This is a genomic window from Serratia sp. JSRIV006, from assembly GCF_019968685.1.
GTDB classification, from domain to species: domain Bacteria; phylum Pseudomonadota; class Gammaproteobacteria; order Enterobacterales; family Enterobacteriaceae; genus Chania; species Chania fonticola_B.
Genome location: NZ_CP074137.1, coordinates 2531512 through 2547035, shown reverse-complemented (window position 1 = coordinate 2547035; position 15524 = coordinate 2531512). Strand labels below are relative to the sequence as shown.

Genomic DNA, 15524 nt, shown 5'->3' with positions numbered 1-15524 from the left:
CCGCCGTCCCGTGCGGGATTTCTTTTACTACTTTTCACTACTATAACGCCACTTTTTAGTCTTTTTTGTTGCTGTTTTGTTGCGAATAATTTACCTTTAGGCCTTGAAAAGCTCAACCACTCAGCGTGGCGAAACCGCTATTTCTGGGCGTTTAGGAGTTATAACCATGCACATGACGTTGATGGAGTACATCCAGCTGCACTTCAATGGTGATATTTATCGCTATGCGCAATTTGAAGGTGTCAGCCGTGAGCAAATCCTCAAGTGGATCGACAATGAGTGCTACGTTATCAAGGGTAAATTGGTTATGCCGGTTAAACATTTACCCGCGGAAAGTTAGCCATAATGATGAAAAAAAACCCCGCCAACGCGGGGTTTCCTGTTTCTGATACCACGAAAAATCAGAAGTTATAACCGGCAACCAGGTAGTAACCCCAGCCGGTAGACTTGATTGGCCCCTGCGGCGTACCGATGTCCACCCCATCATTCCATTGACCACCGTTATGGAAGTAACGTGCCACGAAGGAGTAATGCCAGTGATCGTAGTTCAGCGCCAAAATGTGGCTGGAGGCGATAGAGTTGCTGGTACGTGCCTGACGGCCATCCACCACGAAGTTGTCGCTGCCCAGATCGGAATCAAAGTCAAAGTTGGTGAAACCGATATAGCTCAGGTTGCCGCCCCACATTTCGGTCAACGGCACAAAATATTTCACCTTGAAGCGATAGCCGTCCCAGCTGTTCTCGTTGGATGCACCATAGTTCTGCCATTGGTATTTGGCATAAATGTTCATCGACAGGCTCATCGGCAGACCGGTTTCGATATCGGTGCCTAGGCCCATATACCAGGTGCTTTGACGGGAGGCGTTGTTACGCCCCATGTCGTAAATGTAGTTGTTGGCAAAATACCACTCTTTGAACGGCCCAAAGCCCAGGTTGGTGCCGGTCAGTTTGTCGATGGAGAAGCGCGGTTCGATCTCCATAAACAGCGGTGAACCTTTATCCCAGATACCACGGTTTGGCGTGTTACCAGTGCCGAAGAACTTTGGCACATCCACGTAGCCATAGAAATCCAGCCAGTCTTTCTTGGCAAAGGCTTCATACTCCAGATACACGTCATTGTTCAGCTGCGGCCCGAAGCGGGTATGGTAGCTGCCTACTACGTTGACACTCTGATGCCACCAGTCTGAAAGATACTGGCTGTCTTTGCTTTCTGCCGCCATGGAAGCGGGGCTGAAAGACGCGGAAAGAAGCACACCTGCTGCGAGAGCTATTTTCTTCATTTTATTACCACATGCTGAGTGGGCCAATTCCCTGCCCGTTGGAATGATATGTGTCTGGCGACGCCTGCTGTAAACGAACGGTTACCTATTGCCGTTAGCCGTGCGCATTATAGAAAGCTCTCACTGTAATAATCTGTGATCCAGTCAGGCATTTTACCATCGCGTAATCGATTGCGTTCTCATTTTTTAAAATAAATTGCAGTACAAAACATTTTTGATGTGATTTTCATCATGTCGATAAGTTTCAAATGACGATTTTTGGTGTCTTGGTGTACAACACCAAATTTTAACCTGGGGTTAAAAAGCGCGTAAAAAAGCCGACGCTTATGTCGGCTTAGTGGCAGGCGGGCGCAGGATACGGCCCCCCTTTATAGGGCGAACAGGTTGGTTTTTTCAGCGGGCTCCGGGTACGGCCTTGGCAATGTTCTCTTGCCGGAATACCACCTCATCCCCCGTGGCAATTTCCCATTGGCTGACCGGGATATCGACTTTCGGCGAGGCCACGACTACCGAGCCGTAGATCAGCTTATCGTCACGGCGCAGGATCATCACATCCAACTGGTATTCATGCGGCAGGTTAGCGGTGGTTAGACGAACGATATCGCCGGTGCTGAAACTATGGCCATTTAGCGCTGGCTGCTGAATAAATTGAATATCTTTTCTCATTTTCCCGTTCCTTCTGGCAGAACACTTACCTTGAGATTAGCTCGAAATTCATTATTCTGCCGCCTGCGCAGGTAAAAAATAGGCCTCAGTCGGCGCGGGTGGCCCGCCAGCAAATCAGCGATCCTAGCGTGACCATCATCACCCCTTGCCAGAAGTTGAGGGTCAGCGCGGTGCTAAGTACCACGGCGGCAAACACCGATGACAATACCGGGGTAAAGTAAGATACGGTCGCCAGCAGCGTCATATTGCCATGCAGGATCCCGACGTTCCAAGCGGCATAGCCAGCCCCCATCGCCGTCCCCACGCACAGCAACGCCACCACAACCGGCAGGCTAAAGTGCATGCCGCTTTCATTACTGAAAGGATAAATCAGCCACAGCGCCAGCGCGGTCAGCGAGATAAACAGCACTACCGCGTTTTTGCCCTGGGCGATCCTCTTGGTCACGTTGCAATAGATGGCCCAAATCACCGCACCGCTGAATGCCAGCCCGTAACTCAACGGATTACTGCGCACGTTGGCCAGCATTTGTGCCGGTGACCAACCGCCGCTGCCACTCATGATCCAGCCAATCCCGAACAGGGAAAGTAACAAACCAGGCACCACCCACCATTTGGCCTTTTGCCCATTGAACAGAATGGCCATCAACACGGTAAAACAGGGCCAAAGGTAGTTGATCATCCCCAGCTCAATGGCCTGCATACGGTTGTTGGCATAGCCCAGCGACAGCGAGAGGCAAATCTCATACAGCACAAACAGCAGACTGCCGAGGATCAGATAGGAACGGCGGAACTCGCGCAGCTTGGGAATGCCCATCACCCCCAGCAGAAACAGCGTGCCCACGCTATAGATCATCGCCGCCCCGCCGACCGCCCCCAACCCTTCGCTGACGCTGCGGATCAGGCCAACCACGCTGCTCCATAACACAATGGCCAGCAGGCCGAGCAAGGTAGCTTTATGGGAAGCAGACAACGGAGGCATTAGCGTAGGATCCAATTGGTTATTTTTATACGATTTTTTACTCTACTGCCCTACCAGGGAAAAAGAAAGGGCGCAACGCTGCGCCCATGCCTTTACTGCTGAGGTTGGCGCTCCAACTGCGGCGGCGGCTGGCGGAAACGACGGGTAAGATAGGCTAGATAGCCAAACCCGAGCGCCGCCCACAGCAGCCCCATGGTCAGGGAGCTTTTTTCCAGGTTCAGCCACAAGATCCCTACCGTCAACGCACCCACCAGCGGCAGGATCAGGTAATGGAAGCGGTCTTTCCAGCTCTTGTTGCGCCCTTGTCGAATATAGAAGTGGCTGATCACCGAAAGGTTGACGAAGGTAAAGGCCACCAGCGCGCCAAAGTTGATCAGGGCGGTCGCCGTCACCAAGTCGAAGGATAATGCCGATAACGCCACCAGACCAACCAGCAGCACGTTAAGCGCTGGCGTGCGCCATTTAGGATGCACGTAACCAAAGAATTTTTCCGGGAACACATTGTCGCGCCCCATCACATACAGCAGCCTGGACACGCTGGCATGGGAAGCCAGGCCAGAAGCCAGGGTGTTGATAAAGGTGATGCACAGGAAGATCGACTGGAACAGCTTGCCGCCCACATACAGCGCGATTTCCGGCAGTGCCGCATCAGGCTGTTTGAAACGCTCCAGCGTCGGGAAGAACAGCTGAATAAAGAACGACACGGTGATAAAGATCACCCCACCATAGAGTGCAGTAAGGAAGATAGCGCGCGGGATCACACGGGCGGCATCGGGCGTTTCTTCACACAGCGTAGTGACGGCGTCAAAACCCAGAAACGAAAAGCACAGGATGGTGGCGCCGGTAATAATCGGCAATAAATGGGCGTTTTCACTGATAAAGGGTTGCAGACTCCACACCTGGCCAACCCCTTCGCCATTGTGCAACCCCCGTACCACCAGGAAGAGAAACACCACGATAATCGCCACCTGCGCCACCACAAACAGGGTGTTGAAGTTTGCCACCAGACTGACGCTTTTCAGATTGATCGCGGTGATCAGGATCACAAAGCCTACCACCCAGACCCACGGCGGAACCTCTGGGAACAGGGCCGTAAGATAAATTTTGGCCAATAGCGTATTGATCATCGGCAAAAACAGGTAATCCAGCAGCGATGACCAGCCAACGAGGAACCCCACGTGCGGGTTGATAGCCTTTTGCGCGTAGGTGTAAGCCGAGCCCGAAGTCGGGAACTGGCGCACCAGCTTGCCATAGCTGATGGCGGTAAACAGCACCCCGGCCAATGCCAACAGGTAGGACGCCGGAACGTGCCCGTCTGTCACGCCAGAAACGATACCGAAGGTGTCAAACACCGTCATTGGCGTCAGATAGGCCAGGCCCATCATCACCACTTGCCACAGTTTCAATGTCTTGCGCAGTTGCGGTTTGCCCGCGCCATTATCGTCGATGGCACTTATCGTCATTGGGTTATTCCTCACCGGCGTCCTGTACGCCAAGTTGGAAGAAGTCATCACCGTCGCGCACGGCTTCGCCAGGCCACAGGTAGCCCGCGGGAATGCGCCGGCGCGCGGTAGGATCGGGCTGAGGACGTCAGGCGTTTTTCAGCATCCACTCGATTTCGGTTTCGGTGATCAGCCGCTCAAACTGCTGCAGCTCATCGGTCTTACAGGCCAGATAGACGTGGCTGAAACGTTCGCCCAGCAGCGCATTGAGCACCGGCTGGTGTTCGAACTCATACAGCGCATCGCTCTGGCGGATCGGGAAAGGTAACCCCTCTTGCTCCAGCCCGTTGCCGGTGACTGGCTCAAGCAGCGGTAACTGAGTGTCGAGGCCGTAGACAATCCCGGCCAGAATGGTTGCCATCACCAGATAAGGGTTGGCATCGGCACCCGCCACGCGATACTCCACGCGGTGGCTGTCGCGATCGCCACAGGGAATACGTAACGCTACGGTGCGGTTGTTATGGCCCCAGGATGCCTGGGTAGGAACGTACATCCCCGCCTGGAAGCGGCGGTAAGCATTAACGTTAGGAGCCAGCAGCGCCATAGAGGCAGGCATCAAGGCGATCATGCCAGCCAGCGCCTGCTTCAACAACGCGGAGTCTTCGCCATCCGCATCGGCAAAGACGTTGTTACCCTGCTTGTCCAGCATGCTGATATGCACATGCATACCGCTGCCCGCATGTTCCTCGTAAGGCTTAGCCATGAAGGTTGCATGCATATGGTGTTTCTCTGCCACCATGCGTACCAGCCGCTTTAACGCCAGGGCATGGTCACAGGCCTGCAATACATCATTGGTGTGATGTAGATTAACCTCAAACTGGCCCGGTGACGCTTCCGCTACCGCACCGTCGGCCGGGAGCCCTTGCAGGCGAGCCAGTTCGTCGATTTCGCTCAGCACGTCGGCAAAGTGGTTGAGGTTATCTACCGAATAGACCTGGCTCTGGGTGTTACGCTCCTGGGTGCCGGGGGCGCAAGGGGGTTGCAAATAACCTTCCGGATCGCGTTGGCGATCGATGAGATAGAACTCCAACTCTACCGCTACTACGGGGAATAACCCGCGCTGACGCAAACGCTGCCACACTCGGTTCAGCACATTGCGCGGTTCAACGTCAAAGGGAGTACCATCTTCATCCAGCATGGTGAGCAGTACCTGGCCCAGATATTGCGGATCGGCCGCCGATGGCGTCAGGGTTCCGGCTACCGGCACACAAATATGGTCCGGCTCACCCATGTCCTGCCCCAAACCCGCCTCTTCCACCACGTTGCCAAGAATATCCATCGCGAACACCGAGGCTGGGAAGTAACAGCCCTTCTCCAGTTTACCCAACCCGCTCACCGGAATGCGCTTGCCGCGGAAGCTGCCGTTGAGATCGGTCAGCAGCACGTCGATATGCTGGGTTAACGGATAACGTTCCAGATACTTCTTCACTTCGCGCTGGAACGTGCTACTTCGCCTTTCTTCATTATGTTGCACAAAGTTTTCGACTTCTACGATGTTGGTTTGCATGTTTCACCCGCCGTTATGTTTGGTCTGTGGTTCTCACACTTACTGGCTTCGATGTTTTGACCATCTTGCTCAATATAATGTCCACCAATGAAACATAGATGCAACAAAAATGTTTTGCAAGTGTTAATTTTGGTTTGAATATTGGCCATTCGACTGCTAGATTTAGTGAATATTGAACAAAAAAGGCGATTAAACGGCTTATCGGTCATAATTTCGAACAACCTGTAGGGGATAGCATGGGCAATATATTTAACAGACCAATCGTCGGCGTCGTGATGTGCAGGTATAGGTTAAACCAGCACCTCACCCAGACCTTGCAAGAAAAGTACCTAAATGCAGTGTTAGCTGCCGGAGGATTACCGATCGCCCTGCCGCACGCGCTGGCAGAGCCGGAAATGCTGGCAGAGTTGCTGCCCCACCTCGACGGCATCCTGCTGCCGGGTAGCCCCAGTAATGTGCAGCCGCACCTTTATGGTGAAAACGGCGATGAGCCTGACGCCGATCCTGGGCGCGATGAATTGAGCCTGGCGCTGATCGGCCAGGCACTGAGCAGGCGCATCCCCCTTTTCGCCATTTGCCGCGGTATGCAAGAGCTGGTGGTCGCGACGCAAGGTACGCTACACCGTCGTTTATATGAACAACCCGAGCTACTCGAGCACCGTGAAGATCACGATCTGCCGCTGGAGCAGCAATATGCCCCGGCTCATGAAGTTACCGTGCAAGACGGAGGATTGCTGGCGCAGTTGCTGCCGGATTGCCACCGATTCTGGGTGAATTCCCTGCACGGCCAAGGAGCCAAAACCCTCGGCCCAAGCGTGCGTGTTGAAGCCTATGCCGCCGACGGCCTGGTGGAAGCCCTCAGCATTCGCGATCAGCCCTTTGCCTTAGGGGTGCAGTGGCATCCTGAATGGAACAGCGATGAATACGCCCTGTCCCGTCTGCTGTTCGAAGGATTTATTAACGCCTGTCAGCACTATCAGAAGGAAAAACGCCTATGAGCGACGTCAGCTTGGCTCCGGGGAAACGCTTGTCGCAGATCCGCCAGCAGTTAGGGCTATCACAGCGCCGGGTAGCCGAACTGTCTGGCTTGACGCACAGCGCCATCAGCACCATTGAACAGGACAAGGTCAGCCCGGCCATCAGTACGCTGCAAAAGCTGCTGACTGTATATGGGCTGTCGCTATCGGCTTTCTTTACCGAACCGGAACAGCCGAATGAGCCGCAGATCGTGATCGACCATGACCATCTGATCGAAATCGGCAGCCAGGGGGTTTCGATGAAGCTGATCCACAACGGCGATCCCAACCGCACCCTGGCAATGATGATCGAAACCTACGATCCGGGCACCACCACCGGTGAACGGCTCAAACATCAGGGGGAAGAGATTGGCACCCTGCTGGAAGGCGAAGTGATGCTGCAGGTCAACGGGCAAAGCTTTCACCTACAGGCAGGCCAGAGCTACGCCATCAACACCGCGATCCCCCATAGTTTCAGCAACACCTCGGCGCGCATTTGCCGAATTATCAGCGCACATACGCCGACGACATTCTGATTAACGGAGCAAGGTATGGACTTCCACCACCTGGAATATTGGCAACAACGGGCACAGGCCCTGAAGATTGAAAACCGGCTGTTTATCAATGGCCGCTACCTCCCGGCGGCAGAAGGGGAAACCTTTAGCATTCAGGATCCTGCCGGGGCTCGTGAACTGGTACAGATGGCCCGTGGCAGCCACATTGATATCGATTTGGCCGTCAAGGCGGCTCGCGAGGTGTTTGAACGCGGCGACTGGTCACAAGCCTCCCCCGCCAAACGCAAAGCGACGTTGTTCAAACTCGCCAGCTTGATGGAACAACACAGTGAAGAGCTGGCGCTGCTGGAAACGCTGGATACCGGCAAGCCTATCCGCCACAGCCTGCGCGACGATATTCCAGGGGCGATCCGCTGTATCCGCTGGTACGCCGAAGCCATCGACAAGGTGTATGGCGAAATAGCCCCAACCGGCAATGATGCGCTCGCCCTGATCCAGCGGGAACCCATCGGCGTGGTGGGTGCCATCGTGCCGTGGAACTTTCCGCTGCTGTTAGCCTGCTGGAAGTTAGGCCCGGCGCTGGTGGCCGGTAACAGCGTAGTGCTTAAACCCTCGGAAAAATCACCGCTCACCGCGGTTTATCTAGGCGCTTTGGCACAGCAGGCAGGATTACCCGATGGCGTCCTGAACATTATTCCTGGTTTCGGCCACGATGCGGGCAAGGCGTTGGCTCTGCATAACGACGTTGATGCCCTCGCCTTTACCGGCTCCACCCAGGTGGCCAAGCAGTTGATGACGTACGCCGGTGAATCCAACATGAAACGCGTGTGGCTGGAGGCCGGTGGCAAGAGCGCCAACATTATCTTCGCCGACTGCCCGGACCTGGATAAGGCGGCACAAGGCGCGGCGGCCGGGATCTTCTATAACCAGGGCCAGGTGTGCATTGCCGGTACGCGCCTGCTGGTAGAGGAAAGTATTCAGCAGGCCTTTTTACAAGCATTGCAGCGGCATGCAGCGGCCTTCGCACCGGGCAACCCGCTCGATCCCCAAACGCTGATGGGTACGCTGATCGACCAACAGCACTGTGAAAAAGTCACCAGCTATATCGAACAGGGTTTGAGCCAGGGAGCCTCGCTGTTCCTTGATGGGCGAGCTCATCCGCAAGGCGGTCATCAAGGCTATCTCGGCCCTACCATCCTCACTCAGGTGGATAACGCGATGCACGTCGCGCGGGAGGAGATTTTTGGCCCTGTCTTGGCCGTCACGACCTTCAACGGTGAGCAACAGGCACTCGCATTGGCCAACGATAGTGAATATGGGTTGGGTGCAGCCGTCTGGACTCGCGATCTGTCACGGGCACACCGCATGGCTCGCCGGTTGAAAGCGGGCACCGTGTTCGTCAACAACTACAACGACGGCGATATGACCGTACCGTTCGGCGGCTACAAGCAAAGCGGTAACGGCCGCGATAAATCGCTGCATGCGCTGGATAAATTTACCGAACTGAAAACCACCTGGATTTCACTGGAATAAGGAATTGATGATGACTGAACACGTAAAAAGCTACTATGCGGCAACGGCCAATGACCATCAGCCTTATCCGCAGTTGAATGAATCGATCGACTGTGACGTCTGTATCGTGGGGGGCGGCTACACCGGCCTGTCATCGGCGCTGTTTCTGGTCGAAGCCGGTTATAACGTGGTGCTGCTGGAGTCAGCCCGCATCGGCTTTGGTGCCAGCGGCCGCAACGGTGGCCAACTGGTCAACTCCTACAGCCGCGACATCGACGTGATCGAAAGCCGTTACGGTGCAGAAAGCGCCAAGTTGCTGGGTAGCATGATGTTTGAAGGCGCAGAGATTATCCGCAGCCGTATCAAGCGCTATGCCATTGACTGTGACTATCGCCCCGGCGGGATCTTCGCCGCGCTGAACAATAAACAGTACCACGCGCTGATCGAACAAAAACAGCACTGGGAGCGTTACGGCAATACGCAACTTGAACTGCTGGATGCCGACCGTATCCGCCAGGAGGTCAGCAGCGATCGTTATGTTGGCGCGTTACTCGATCACAGCGGCGGCCATATCCATCCGCTCAACCTGGCGTTAGGCGAGGCCGAGGCCATTCGCCTGCAAGGAGGACGGATATTCGAACAATCCGCAGTCACCAATATCCGTCATGGAGAACCTGCGGTGGTCAGCACCGCCAACGGCCAAGTCACCGCTCGTTACGTGATCGTGGCCGGGAACGCCTATCTAGGCGATAAACTGGAGCCAAGGCTGGCCAAACGTAGTATGCCGTGCGGGACTCAAGTGGTCACCACCGAGCCCTTGGCTCCAGAAGTGGCAGCCTCACTGATCCCACAAAACTATTGCGTGGAAGATTGCAATTACCTGTTGGATTATTACCGTTTAACCGGCGATAACCGGCTGCTGTACGGCGGTGGTGTGGTCTATGGCGCCCGCGATCCTGATGATATCGATAACCTGATCCGCCCCAAGCTGCTGAAAACTTTCCCGCAGCTGAAAGGCGTACGTATTGATTACCGCTGGACCGGCAATTTCTTGCTGACGCTGTCGCGCATGCCGCAGTTTGGTCGGTTGGAAAACAATGTCTACTACATGCAAGGCTACAGCGGGCACGGCGTGACCTGCACCCATCTGGCGGGCAAGCTGATAGCAGAGCTGATGCGTGGCGATGCCGAACGTTTTGACGCCTTTGCCAAACTGCCGCACCTGCCGTTCTTTGGCGGCCGTAACCTGCAAATCCCCTTCACCGCCATTGGTGCTGCCTACTACACTCTGCGCGATCGAATTGGGGTTTAATTCATCGCTGCCTCCGCACAAATCTGTTACTTAAATTGATACATTTTTCTAACTAGGCTGATTCTTAGAGGTCGGACTAGTTAGAACCTTTGTTTAGCAAAATTATCAGTAAGTTAGCGATCTAAATTTTTATTAAATACCGGTTAATATTTTACAGGCCATTTACTTAATATTAATAACTGCCGTTACGAAATAGAGCGGATTTTAAACTGAAATTTGCTGGTTACACTATATTTTATATTGCTTCTTTGTTGCTCTACCGACAAAAAAACAATATTATAAGACTTAGGATTAACGTTAATTAAGTTAATTACACTGTCTGACATGGAGTGAATCAGCATGACAAAGCCTCAATATCTCATCGAAGGAGATGTCCTTTTCTGCCCGAATAGCGTCGGTTTTTATCATCAGGAACTTCAGGAAGAAATCGTCACCATTTCCTCATCTGCAGCTCGACTTTTCTCCTTTCTTATTAAAAATAAAGGAGAAATTGTTGAGAGAGAAGTGCTTCTGCAAAAAGTGTGGGATGATTACGGTCTACAGGCCAGCAATAATAATCTCAATCAATGCCTGAGCACGCTACGGCGGATCATCAAGAGCATGGGTATTGATAAAAACATCATAGAAACCATACCAAAAGTAGGGTTAAGAATAGCTAGTGATGTCGCCATTGAAGAGATCGCAATTAATCAGGGCGAGCCTGAATTACCTCGTAAAGAGAAAAAGAATTTTCTGAGCAAAATTAAAATCACTTACGTTTTAATTGCGCTGGTGATTATATTAACGGTGACTACCGTGGTGCATATATTTCATATCTACCAGCACTACTACCAATCAGATGCGAACTATACCGCTATGACGTGGAACAGTCCGGGCTGCGAGTTAACTGCAGATCCGTCAGTAGGTCATATGCCTAAGCTGTCCTCTTTTGCTAACACAGGCAGTCACCTATTAAAAAGGGAGCTGGTAAGCTCCCTGAAACTCTAGACATTCTCGCCAAGTAGCGGCGCAGTATGCTGCGCCCGCTGATTTAACCGATAGGCTCTAGCTCACATCGCTACGCCGATAAAGCGCAACACCTACGGCCAATACGCCAAGCATGCCAGCACAGCTACGGTTTACCCAGCGCATCACGTTCGCCGAGAATTTACGCATCGCATGGCGGCCGCCGTAGGCATAGATCGTCATCATCACGCAGTCGATCATCGCGCTGACCAATGCCAGGATCAGGTATTGCATAGCGATCGGCTTTTCTGGCTGAATAAACTGCGGCAGAAAGGCCGAGAAAAACAGCAGACCCTTAGGGTTGGACAAACCGACCATCAGGGAACGCAGGAATGCCGTTTTCCCGGTCGCAGCGGCGGCGCTAGCGTTTACCGCCAACGCCTTTACCGGCGCTCGCCACAGCACCCAGGCCAGGTAGACCAGATATAACGCACCACCCCATTTCACCACGGCAAACAACTGCTCAGAGGCCTGCAACAACGCCCCAAGTCCGCAACCGACGGCGCCGATCAGCAACAGATCGGCCAATACCGCCCCCAGGAAACCGTAACTGGCAATACGCATACCGTGGATTGCACCATTGTTTAGCGCCAACAGCATGGACGGGCCAGGCGTCACCATCACCGCACTGACGGCAATCACGTAAAGCAAAAGCGTAGTTAACTCCATCAACAACTCCGGACAAATGTAAAACTCTCTGCGCCGCTGCATCGCAGCACGACAACTTCGTTATGGGTGGGGAATATAGGGGATCTGCCCGATGTGATTCAAGTCACATTCTGTCCGGAACGGAGTGATGGAGCAAGAAACCATCCCCCAAGCCATCAATTCAACAAAAAACAACCAGCATGCGGACTTATTGCTCACAAATAGCGAACAAATTCACAAAACGTATGAATAAAGCCAAATGCATACAAATTAATTAACTATAATGTTGCAATAATGCAGCAATTTATTGATGAACTCTCGTCTCAAAAAACATATAGTAATAGCAGATTAATCATCAATGATTTCCCTGGTGTTGTTGTGTTTGCCCCTCATTTTTTGCGGGGCTTTTTTCTTCCCCCTCGCCCCTTCACCCCACTTGTTACTCCCTTTTTAGCGCGCGGCTAGCTACGTCTCTACCAGTGGTTTACCAATCTATGTGGAGCTATCACCGAGCGATAAAGGTACACTGAACTCCTCCTACCTCTACCCGGTGAAAAAGATGTCTTTCTTTGATGCTTTTAAGCTATTCGGTGACGCCCCCGTTGATGTCACCTGCCCTGAATGCGCAAAAAGTTCGCCGCAAAATCGCAGCAAGGTGAAAAAAAACGTCACGCTGATCTGCCCCCACTGCGGACATTATTTCCGTAAACGCGAAGATTGAGAGTGCCAGGAACGAACTGCGTCGGCTGAGATAGGCGGGAGTGGCTGCAAAAAACCGCTATCAATGGGCTCGATCGCGGCAAAGACCACATGGGACTTCGGAACGTTGTTTGAATGGATATGGCAAACACGGCCATTATATCCATGTATAGTGAGTGGGTAATGCCCACCCTCTTCATTTAGGAATTTATCCCGAGATTTCCAGTGTGGCTTACACCGTGAGTATGAACTCCCAGCCTCTGACGCTCAACTCGGTTGGAATAAAAGCACTGCTTGTTTGAATTGCTGGTAAGTTTCGTCGTCATACGGCGCAGGAATGTCAGCATTTTTGATGGCTTTTATCGCAGCTTCACAGAGCGCAGGATAGCCATTGCCCTGTACGCCATATACCTTCCCATCTTTAGACATCTTGATGTTGATTTCACAGGTTTTACCGCGATAGTCATCCTCGATAAAAAACTTTCTTTGAATGGCTGCCTGAATCTCACGTACGTATCTGGTCGGTTTATCAACGAACGGTGCCACCTCTGCTGGCTTTAGCTCGATGGGTTTTGTGCTGGTGCTTTTGTGAGGGCTACAGGCCGAGGCAAACAACAGGCTGAGTAGACAAACAGAGGCAAGTTTTTTCATGTCTAAATTCCTTTTTAATGTTTGCATTAAATGTAGCAGAAAGGATCTTTCGCGATAACAATCGAGGTTGATTTCTGTGCTGGCTGCATTGCAATGAATATTGGTAGACACAAGGGATTGAAACTGAATCGCCACGGGTTTAACAGACACCTCAGAGTCATTTAAAATGGCCTAAAGAGAGGTGCACATGAGCAGTAAGCGTTATCCTGAAGAGTTTAAAATTGAAGCGGTCAAACAGGTTGTTGATCGTGGCCATTCTGTTTCCAGCGTTGCAACACGTCTCGACATCACCACCCACAGCCTTTACGCCTGGATAAAGAAGTACGGGCCTGACTCTTCCACCAACAAAGAACAGTCAGATGCTCAGGCCGAGATCCGCCGACTCCAAAAAGAGCTGAAACGAGTTACTGACGAACGGGACATATTAAAAAAAGCCGCGGCGTACTTCGCAAAGCTGTCCGACTGAGGTACGCCTTTATCCGTGATAACACCTGTTGTTGGCCTGTTCGTCTGCTCTGTCGGGTGCTGGATGTTCATCCAAGTGGGTTTTACACCTGGCTTCAGCAGCCACATTCACCACGGCATCAGACAGATATGAGGCTGACAGGACAAATCAAACAGTTCTGGTTGGAGTCCGGTTGCGTTTATGGCTATCGTAAGATCCATCTCGACCTGCGAGATAGCGGGCAACAGTGCGGGATTAACCGGGTCTGGCGGCTGATGAAGCGTGCCGGGATAAAGGCTCAGGTCGGATACCGAAGCCCAAGAGCTCGTAAAGGGGAGGCCAGTATCGTGACACCCAACAGGCTCCAGCGGCAGTTCAACTCGGAAGCACCGGATGAACGTTGGGTAACGGACATAACTTACATCCGAACCCACGAGGGCTGGCTGTATCTGGCCGTGGTTGTTGACCTGTTTTCGCGCAAAGTTATCGGCTGGTCAATGCAACCCCGGATGACAAAAGATATTGTCCTGAATGCGCTTCTGATGGCCGTGTGGCGGCGTAATCCTCAAAAACAGGTGCTGGTTCATTCTGATCAAGGTAGTCAGTATACAAGCCATGAATGGCAGTCATTCCTGAAATCACATGGACTGGAGGGCAGTATGAGCCGTCGTGGTAACTGTCACGATAACGCAGTTGCAGAAAGTTTTTTCCAGCTACTGAAGCGTGAACGGATAAAGAAAAAGATCTACGGAACGCGGGAAGAAGCCCGCAGTGATATTTTTGATTACATCGAAATGTTTTATAACAGTAAGCGTCGGCATGGTTCGAGTGATCAGATGTCACCGACGGAATATGAAAATCAATATTATCAACGGCTCAGAAGTGTCTAGATTATCCGTGGCGATTCATTGATAGCGACGTGATGGAGCTTTTTCTAAGCTGCCTGTACGGCAGTGAACCCACGCATGCGTAAGCTAACCATCATGGGGCATTTCTAAGCTGCCTGTACGGCAGTGAACTTCATGGTTTCGATGATGAGAGGCGCGGTTACTTTCTAAGCTGCCTGTACGGCAGTGAACACTTTACTGTTAGTCGCCATATCACACCTTATTTTCTAAGCTGCCTGTACGGCAGTGAACCAATCCATCATTATTGCGCCCCTTTGCTACCATTTCTAAGCTGCCTGTACGGCAGTGAACAAAGATTGATGGTCCGTACCTGGCTACGTGATTTTCTAAGCTGCCTGTACGGCAGTGAACAGACTGACAACAAGACTATCGGTATTGCACTCTTTCTAAGCTGCCTGTACGGCAGTGAACTATCCATGTATTCTGCTTGCGTCAGGCCGTCTTTTCTAAGCTGCCTGTACGGCAGTGAACCTCCCGGCGCTGAGTAACGATGCGCGGGTGACTTTCTAAGCTGCCTGTACGGCAGTGAACAAAAATGGCACTGGCGCGGCATGGGTAGACATTTTTCTAAGCTGCCTGTACGGCAGTGAACGTAGGCATCCTTGAACAGCTCATATTTGAACTTTTCTAAGCTGCCTGTACGGCAGTGAACGTAGCCTGCTGCAAATGCAACGGGCGCGGCGATTTCTAAGCTGCCTGTACGGCAGTGAACAGGTTGTGCCAATTACAGGTGCAAACGTCGATTTTCTAAGCTGCCTGTACGGCAGTGAACATTAGCTGGGAAATGTAGCTTACTTCCCGCTTTTTCTAAGCTGCCTGTACGGCAGTGAACTGTCCACTGGCTGCGAACCTCGCTGGGGGAAATTTCTAAGCTGCCTG

General features: G+C 52.5%; 15 protein-coding genes and 1 CRISPR repeat array (1 of these 16 running past the window's edge). Of the genes, 8 read left to right on the top strand and 7 right to left on the bottom strand.

All coding sequences use genetic code 11. From position 1 onward, the window contains the following. The first annotated feature begins 166 nt into the window (after nt 1–166). Nucleotides 167–340 carry a hypothetical protein gene (locus KGP16_RS11795; protein ID WP_021178238.1) on the top strand — a complete coding sequence of 58 codons (174 nt, stop codon included), beginning with the start codon at nt 167–169 and terminating at the stop codon, nt 338–340. 61 nt (nt 341–401) lie between these two features. On the opposite strand, the gene KGP16_RS11790 is transcribed toward KGP16_RS11795, so the two are convergent. The 5 genes from KGP16_RS11790 to KGP16_RS11770 all read right to left on the bottom strand — a co-directional run bounded on the left by KGP16_RS11790 (nt 402) and on the right by KGP16_RS11770 (nt 5934). Continuing rightward, the gene (locus tag KGP16_RS11790; protein ID WP_021804643.1) at nt 402–1280 is read right to left on the bottom strand and encodes a nucleoside-specific channel-forming protein Tsx; all 879 of its coding nucleotides are present in this window, start codon (nt 1278–1280) and stop codon (nt 402–404) included. Nucleotides 1281–1673: 393 nt separating this feature from the next. Further along, entirely contained in the window at nt 1674–1946 is a 273-nt protein-coding gene (locus tag KGP16_RS11785) for a hypothetical protein (protein ID WP_209554532.1), read from the bottom strand. An 85-nt stretch (nt 1947–2031) separates the two neighbouring features. Next, nucleotides 2032–2925 carry an aromatic amino acid DMT transporter YddG gene (gene yddG, locus KGP16_RS11780; protein ID WP_021804645.1) on the bottom strand — a complete coding sequence of 298 codons (894 nt, stop codon included), beginning with the start codon at nt 2923–2925 and terminating at the stop codon, nt 2032–2034. 92 nt (nt 2926–3017) lie between these two features. Beyond that, nucleotides 3018–4388, bottom strand: a complete 1371-nt coding sequence (locus tag KGP16_RS11775) for an APC family permease (protein WP_223501353.1) — start codon at nt 4386–4388, stop codon at nt 3018–3020. A gap of 127 nt (nt 4389–4515) precedes the next feature. Then, nucleotides 4516–5934 (bottom strand): glutamine synthetase family protein, encoded by a 1419-nt coding sequence (locus KGP16_RS11770; RefSeq protein WP_021804647.1) that lies wholly within the window; start codon nt 5932–5934, stop codon nt 4516–4518. A 236-nt stretch (nt 5935–6170) separates the two neighbouring features. Here KGP16_RS11770 and puuD point away from each other — a divergent pair, with 236 nt between their 5' ends. The 5 genes from puuD to KGP16_RS11745 all read left to right on the top strand — a co-directional run bounded on the left by puuD (nt 6171) and on the right by KGP16_RS11745 (nt 11276). Continuing rightward, nucleotides 6171–6932, top strand: coding sequence for a gamma-glutamyl-gamma-aminobutyrate hydrolase (gene puuD, locus KGP16_RS11765; RefSeq protein ID WP_021178244.1), 762 nt, complete (start codon nt 6171–6173; stop codon nt 6930–6932). After that, entirely contained in the window at nt 6929–7486 is a 558-nt protein-coding gene (puuR, locus tag KGP16_RS11760) for an HTH-type transcriptional regulator PuuR (protein WP_223501351.1), read from the top strand. The genes puuD and puuR overlap by 4 nt, the downstream gene beginning before the upstream one ends. A 15-nt stretch (nt 7487–7501) precedes the next feature. Beyond that, nucleotides 7502–8998: an aldehyde dehydrogenase PuuC gene (gene puuC, locus KGP16_RS11755; RefSeq protein WP_223501350.1), complete on the top strand. Its 1497-nt coding sequence runs from the start codon at nt 7502–7504 to the stop codon at nt 8996–8998. Between the two features lie 10 nt (nt 8999–9008). Then, complete coding sequence (locus tag KGP16_RS11750) at nt 9009–10289, top strand: FAD-binding oxidoreductase (protein ID WP_223501530.1); 1281 nt, start codon at nt 9009–9011, stop codon at nt 10287–10289. A 339-nt stretch (nt 10290–10628) separates the two neighbouring features. Continuing rightward, complete coding sequence (locus KGP16_RS11745; protein WP_223501349.1) at nt 10629–11276, top strand: winged helix-turn-helix domain-containing protein; 648 nt, start codon at nt 10629–10631, stop codon at nt 11274–11276. A 57-nt stretch (nt 11277–11333) separates the two neighbouring features. Here KGP16_RS11745 and KGP16_RS11740 read toward each other — a convergent pair whose 3' ends face one another. Continuing rightward, nucleotides 11334–11963, bottom strand: a complete 630-nt coding sequence (locus tag KGP16_RS11740) for a LysE family translocator (RefSeq protein ID WP_021804652.1) — start codon at nt 11961–11963, stop codon at nt 11334–11336. Nucleotides 11964–12501: 538 nt separating this feature from the next. Here KGP16_RS11740 and KGP16_RS11735 point away from each other — a divergent pair. After that, nucleotides 12502–12663 (top strand): YnfU family zinc-binding protein, encoded by a 162-nt coding sequence (locus KGP16_RS11735; RefSeq protein WP_021178250.1) that lies wholly within the window; start codon nt 12502–12504, stop codon nt 12661–12663. A gap of 245 nt (nt 12664–12908) precedes the next feature. On the opposite strand, the gene tolA is transcribed toward KGP16_RS11735, so the two are convergent. Next, nucleotides 12909–13292 (bottom strand): cell envelope integrity protein TolA, encoded by a 384-nt coding sequence (gene tolA / locus KGP16_RS11730; RefSeq protein ID WP_021804654.1) that lies wholly within the window; start codon nt 13290–13292, stop codon nt 12909–12911. A 187-nt stretch (nt 13293–13479) separates the two neighbouring features. On the opposite strand from tolA, the gene KGP16_RS11725 reads away from it, so the two are divergent. Further along, nucleotides 13480–14627 (top strand): IS3 family transposase gene (locus KGP16_RS11725; RefSeq protein WP_223500153.1). Its coding sequence is split into 2 segments (ribosomal slippage): nt 13480–13717 and nt 13717–14627, totalling 1149 coding nucleotides; the frame shifts between segments, so codons are not numbered across the junction. A 41-nt stretch (nt 14628–14668) separates the two neighbouring features. Then, nucleotides 14669–15524: a CRISPR direct-repeat array (repeat unit 28 nt; unit sequence TTTCTAAGCTGCCTGTACGGCAGTGAAC) (it continues 314 nt past the right edge of the window).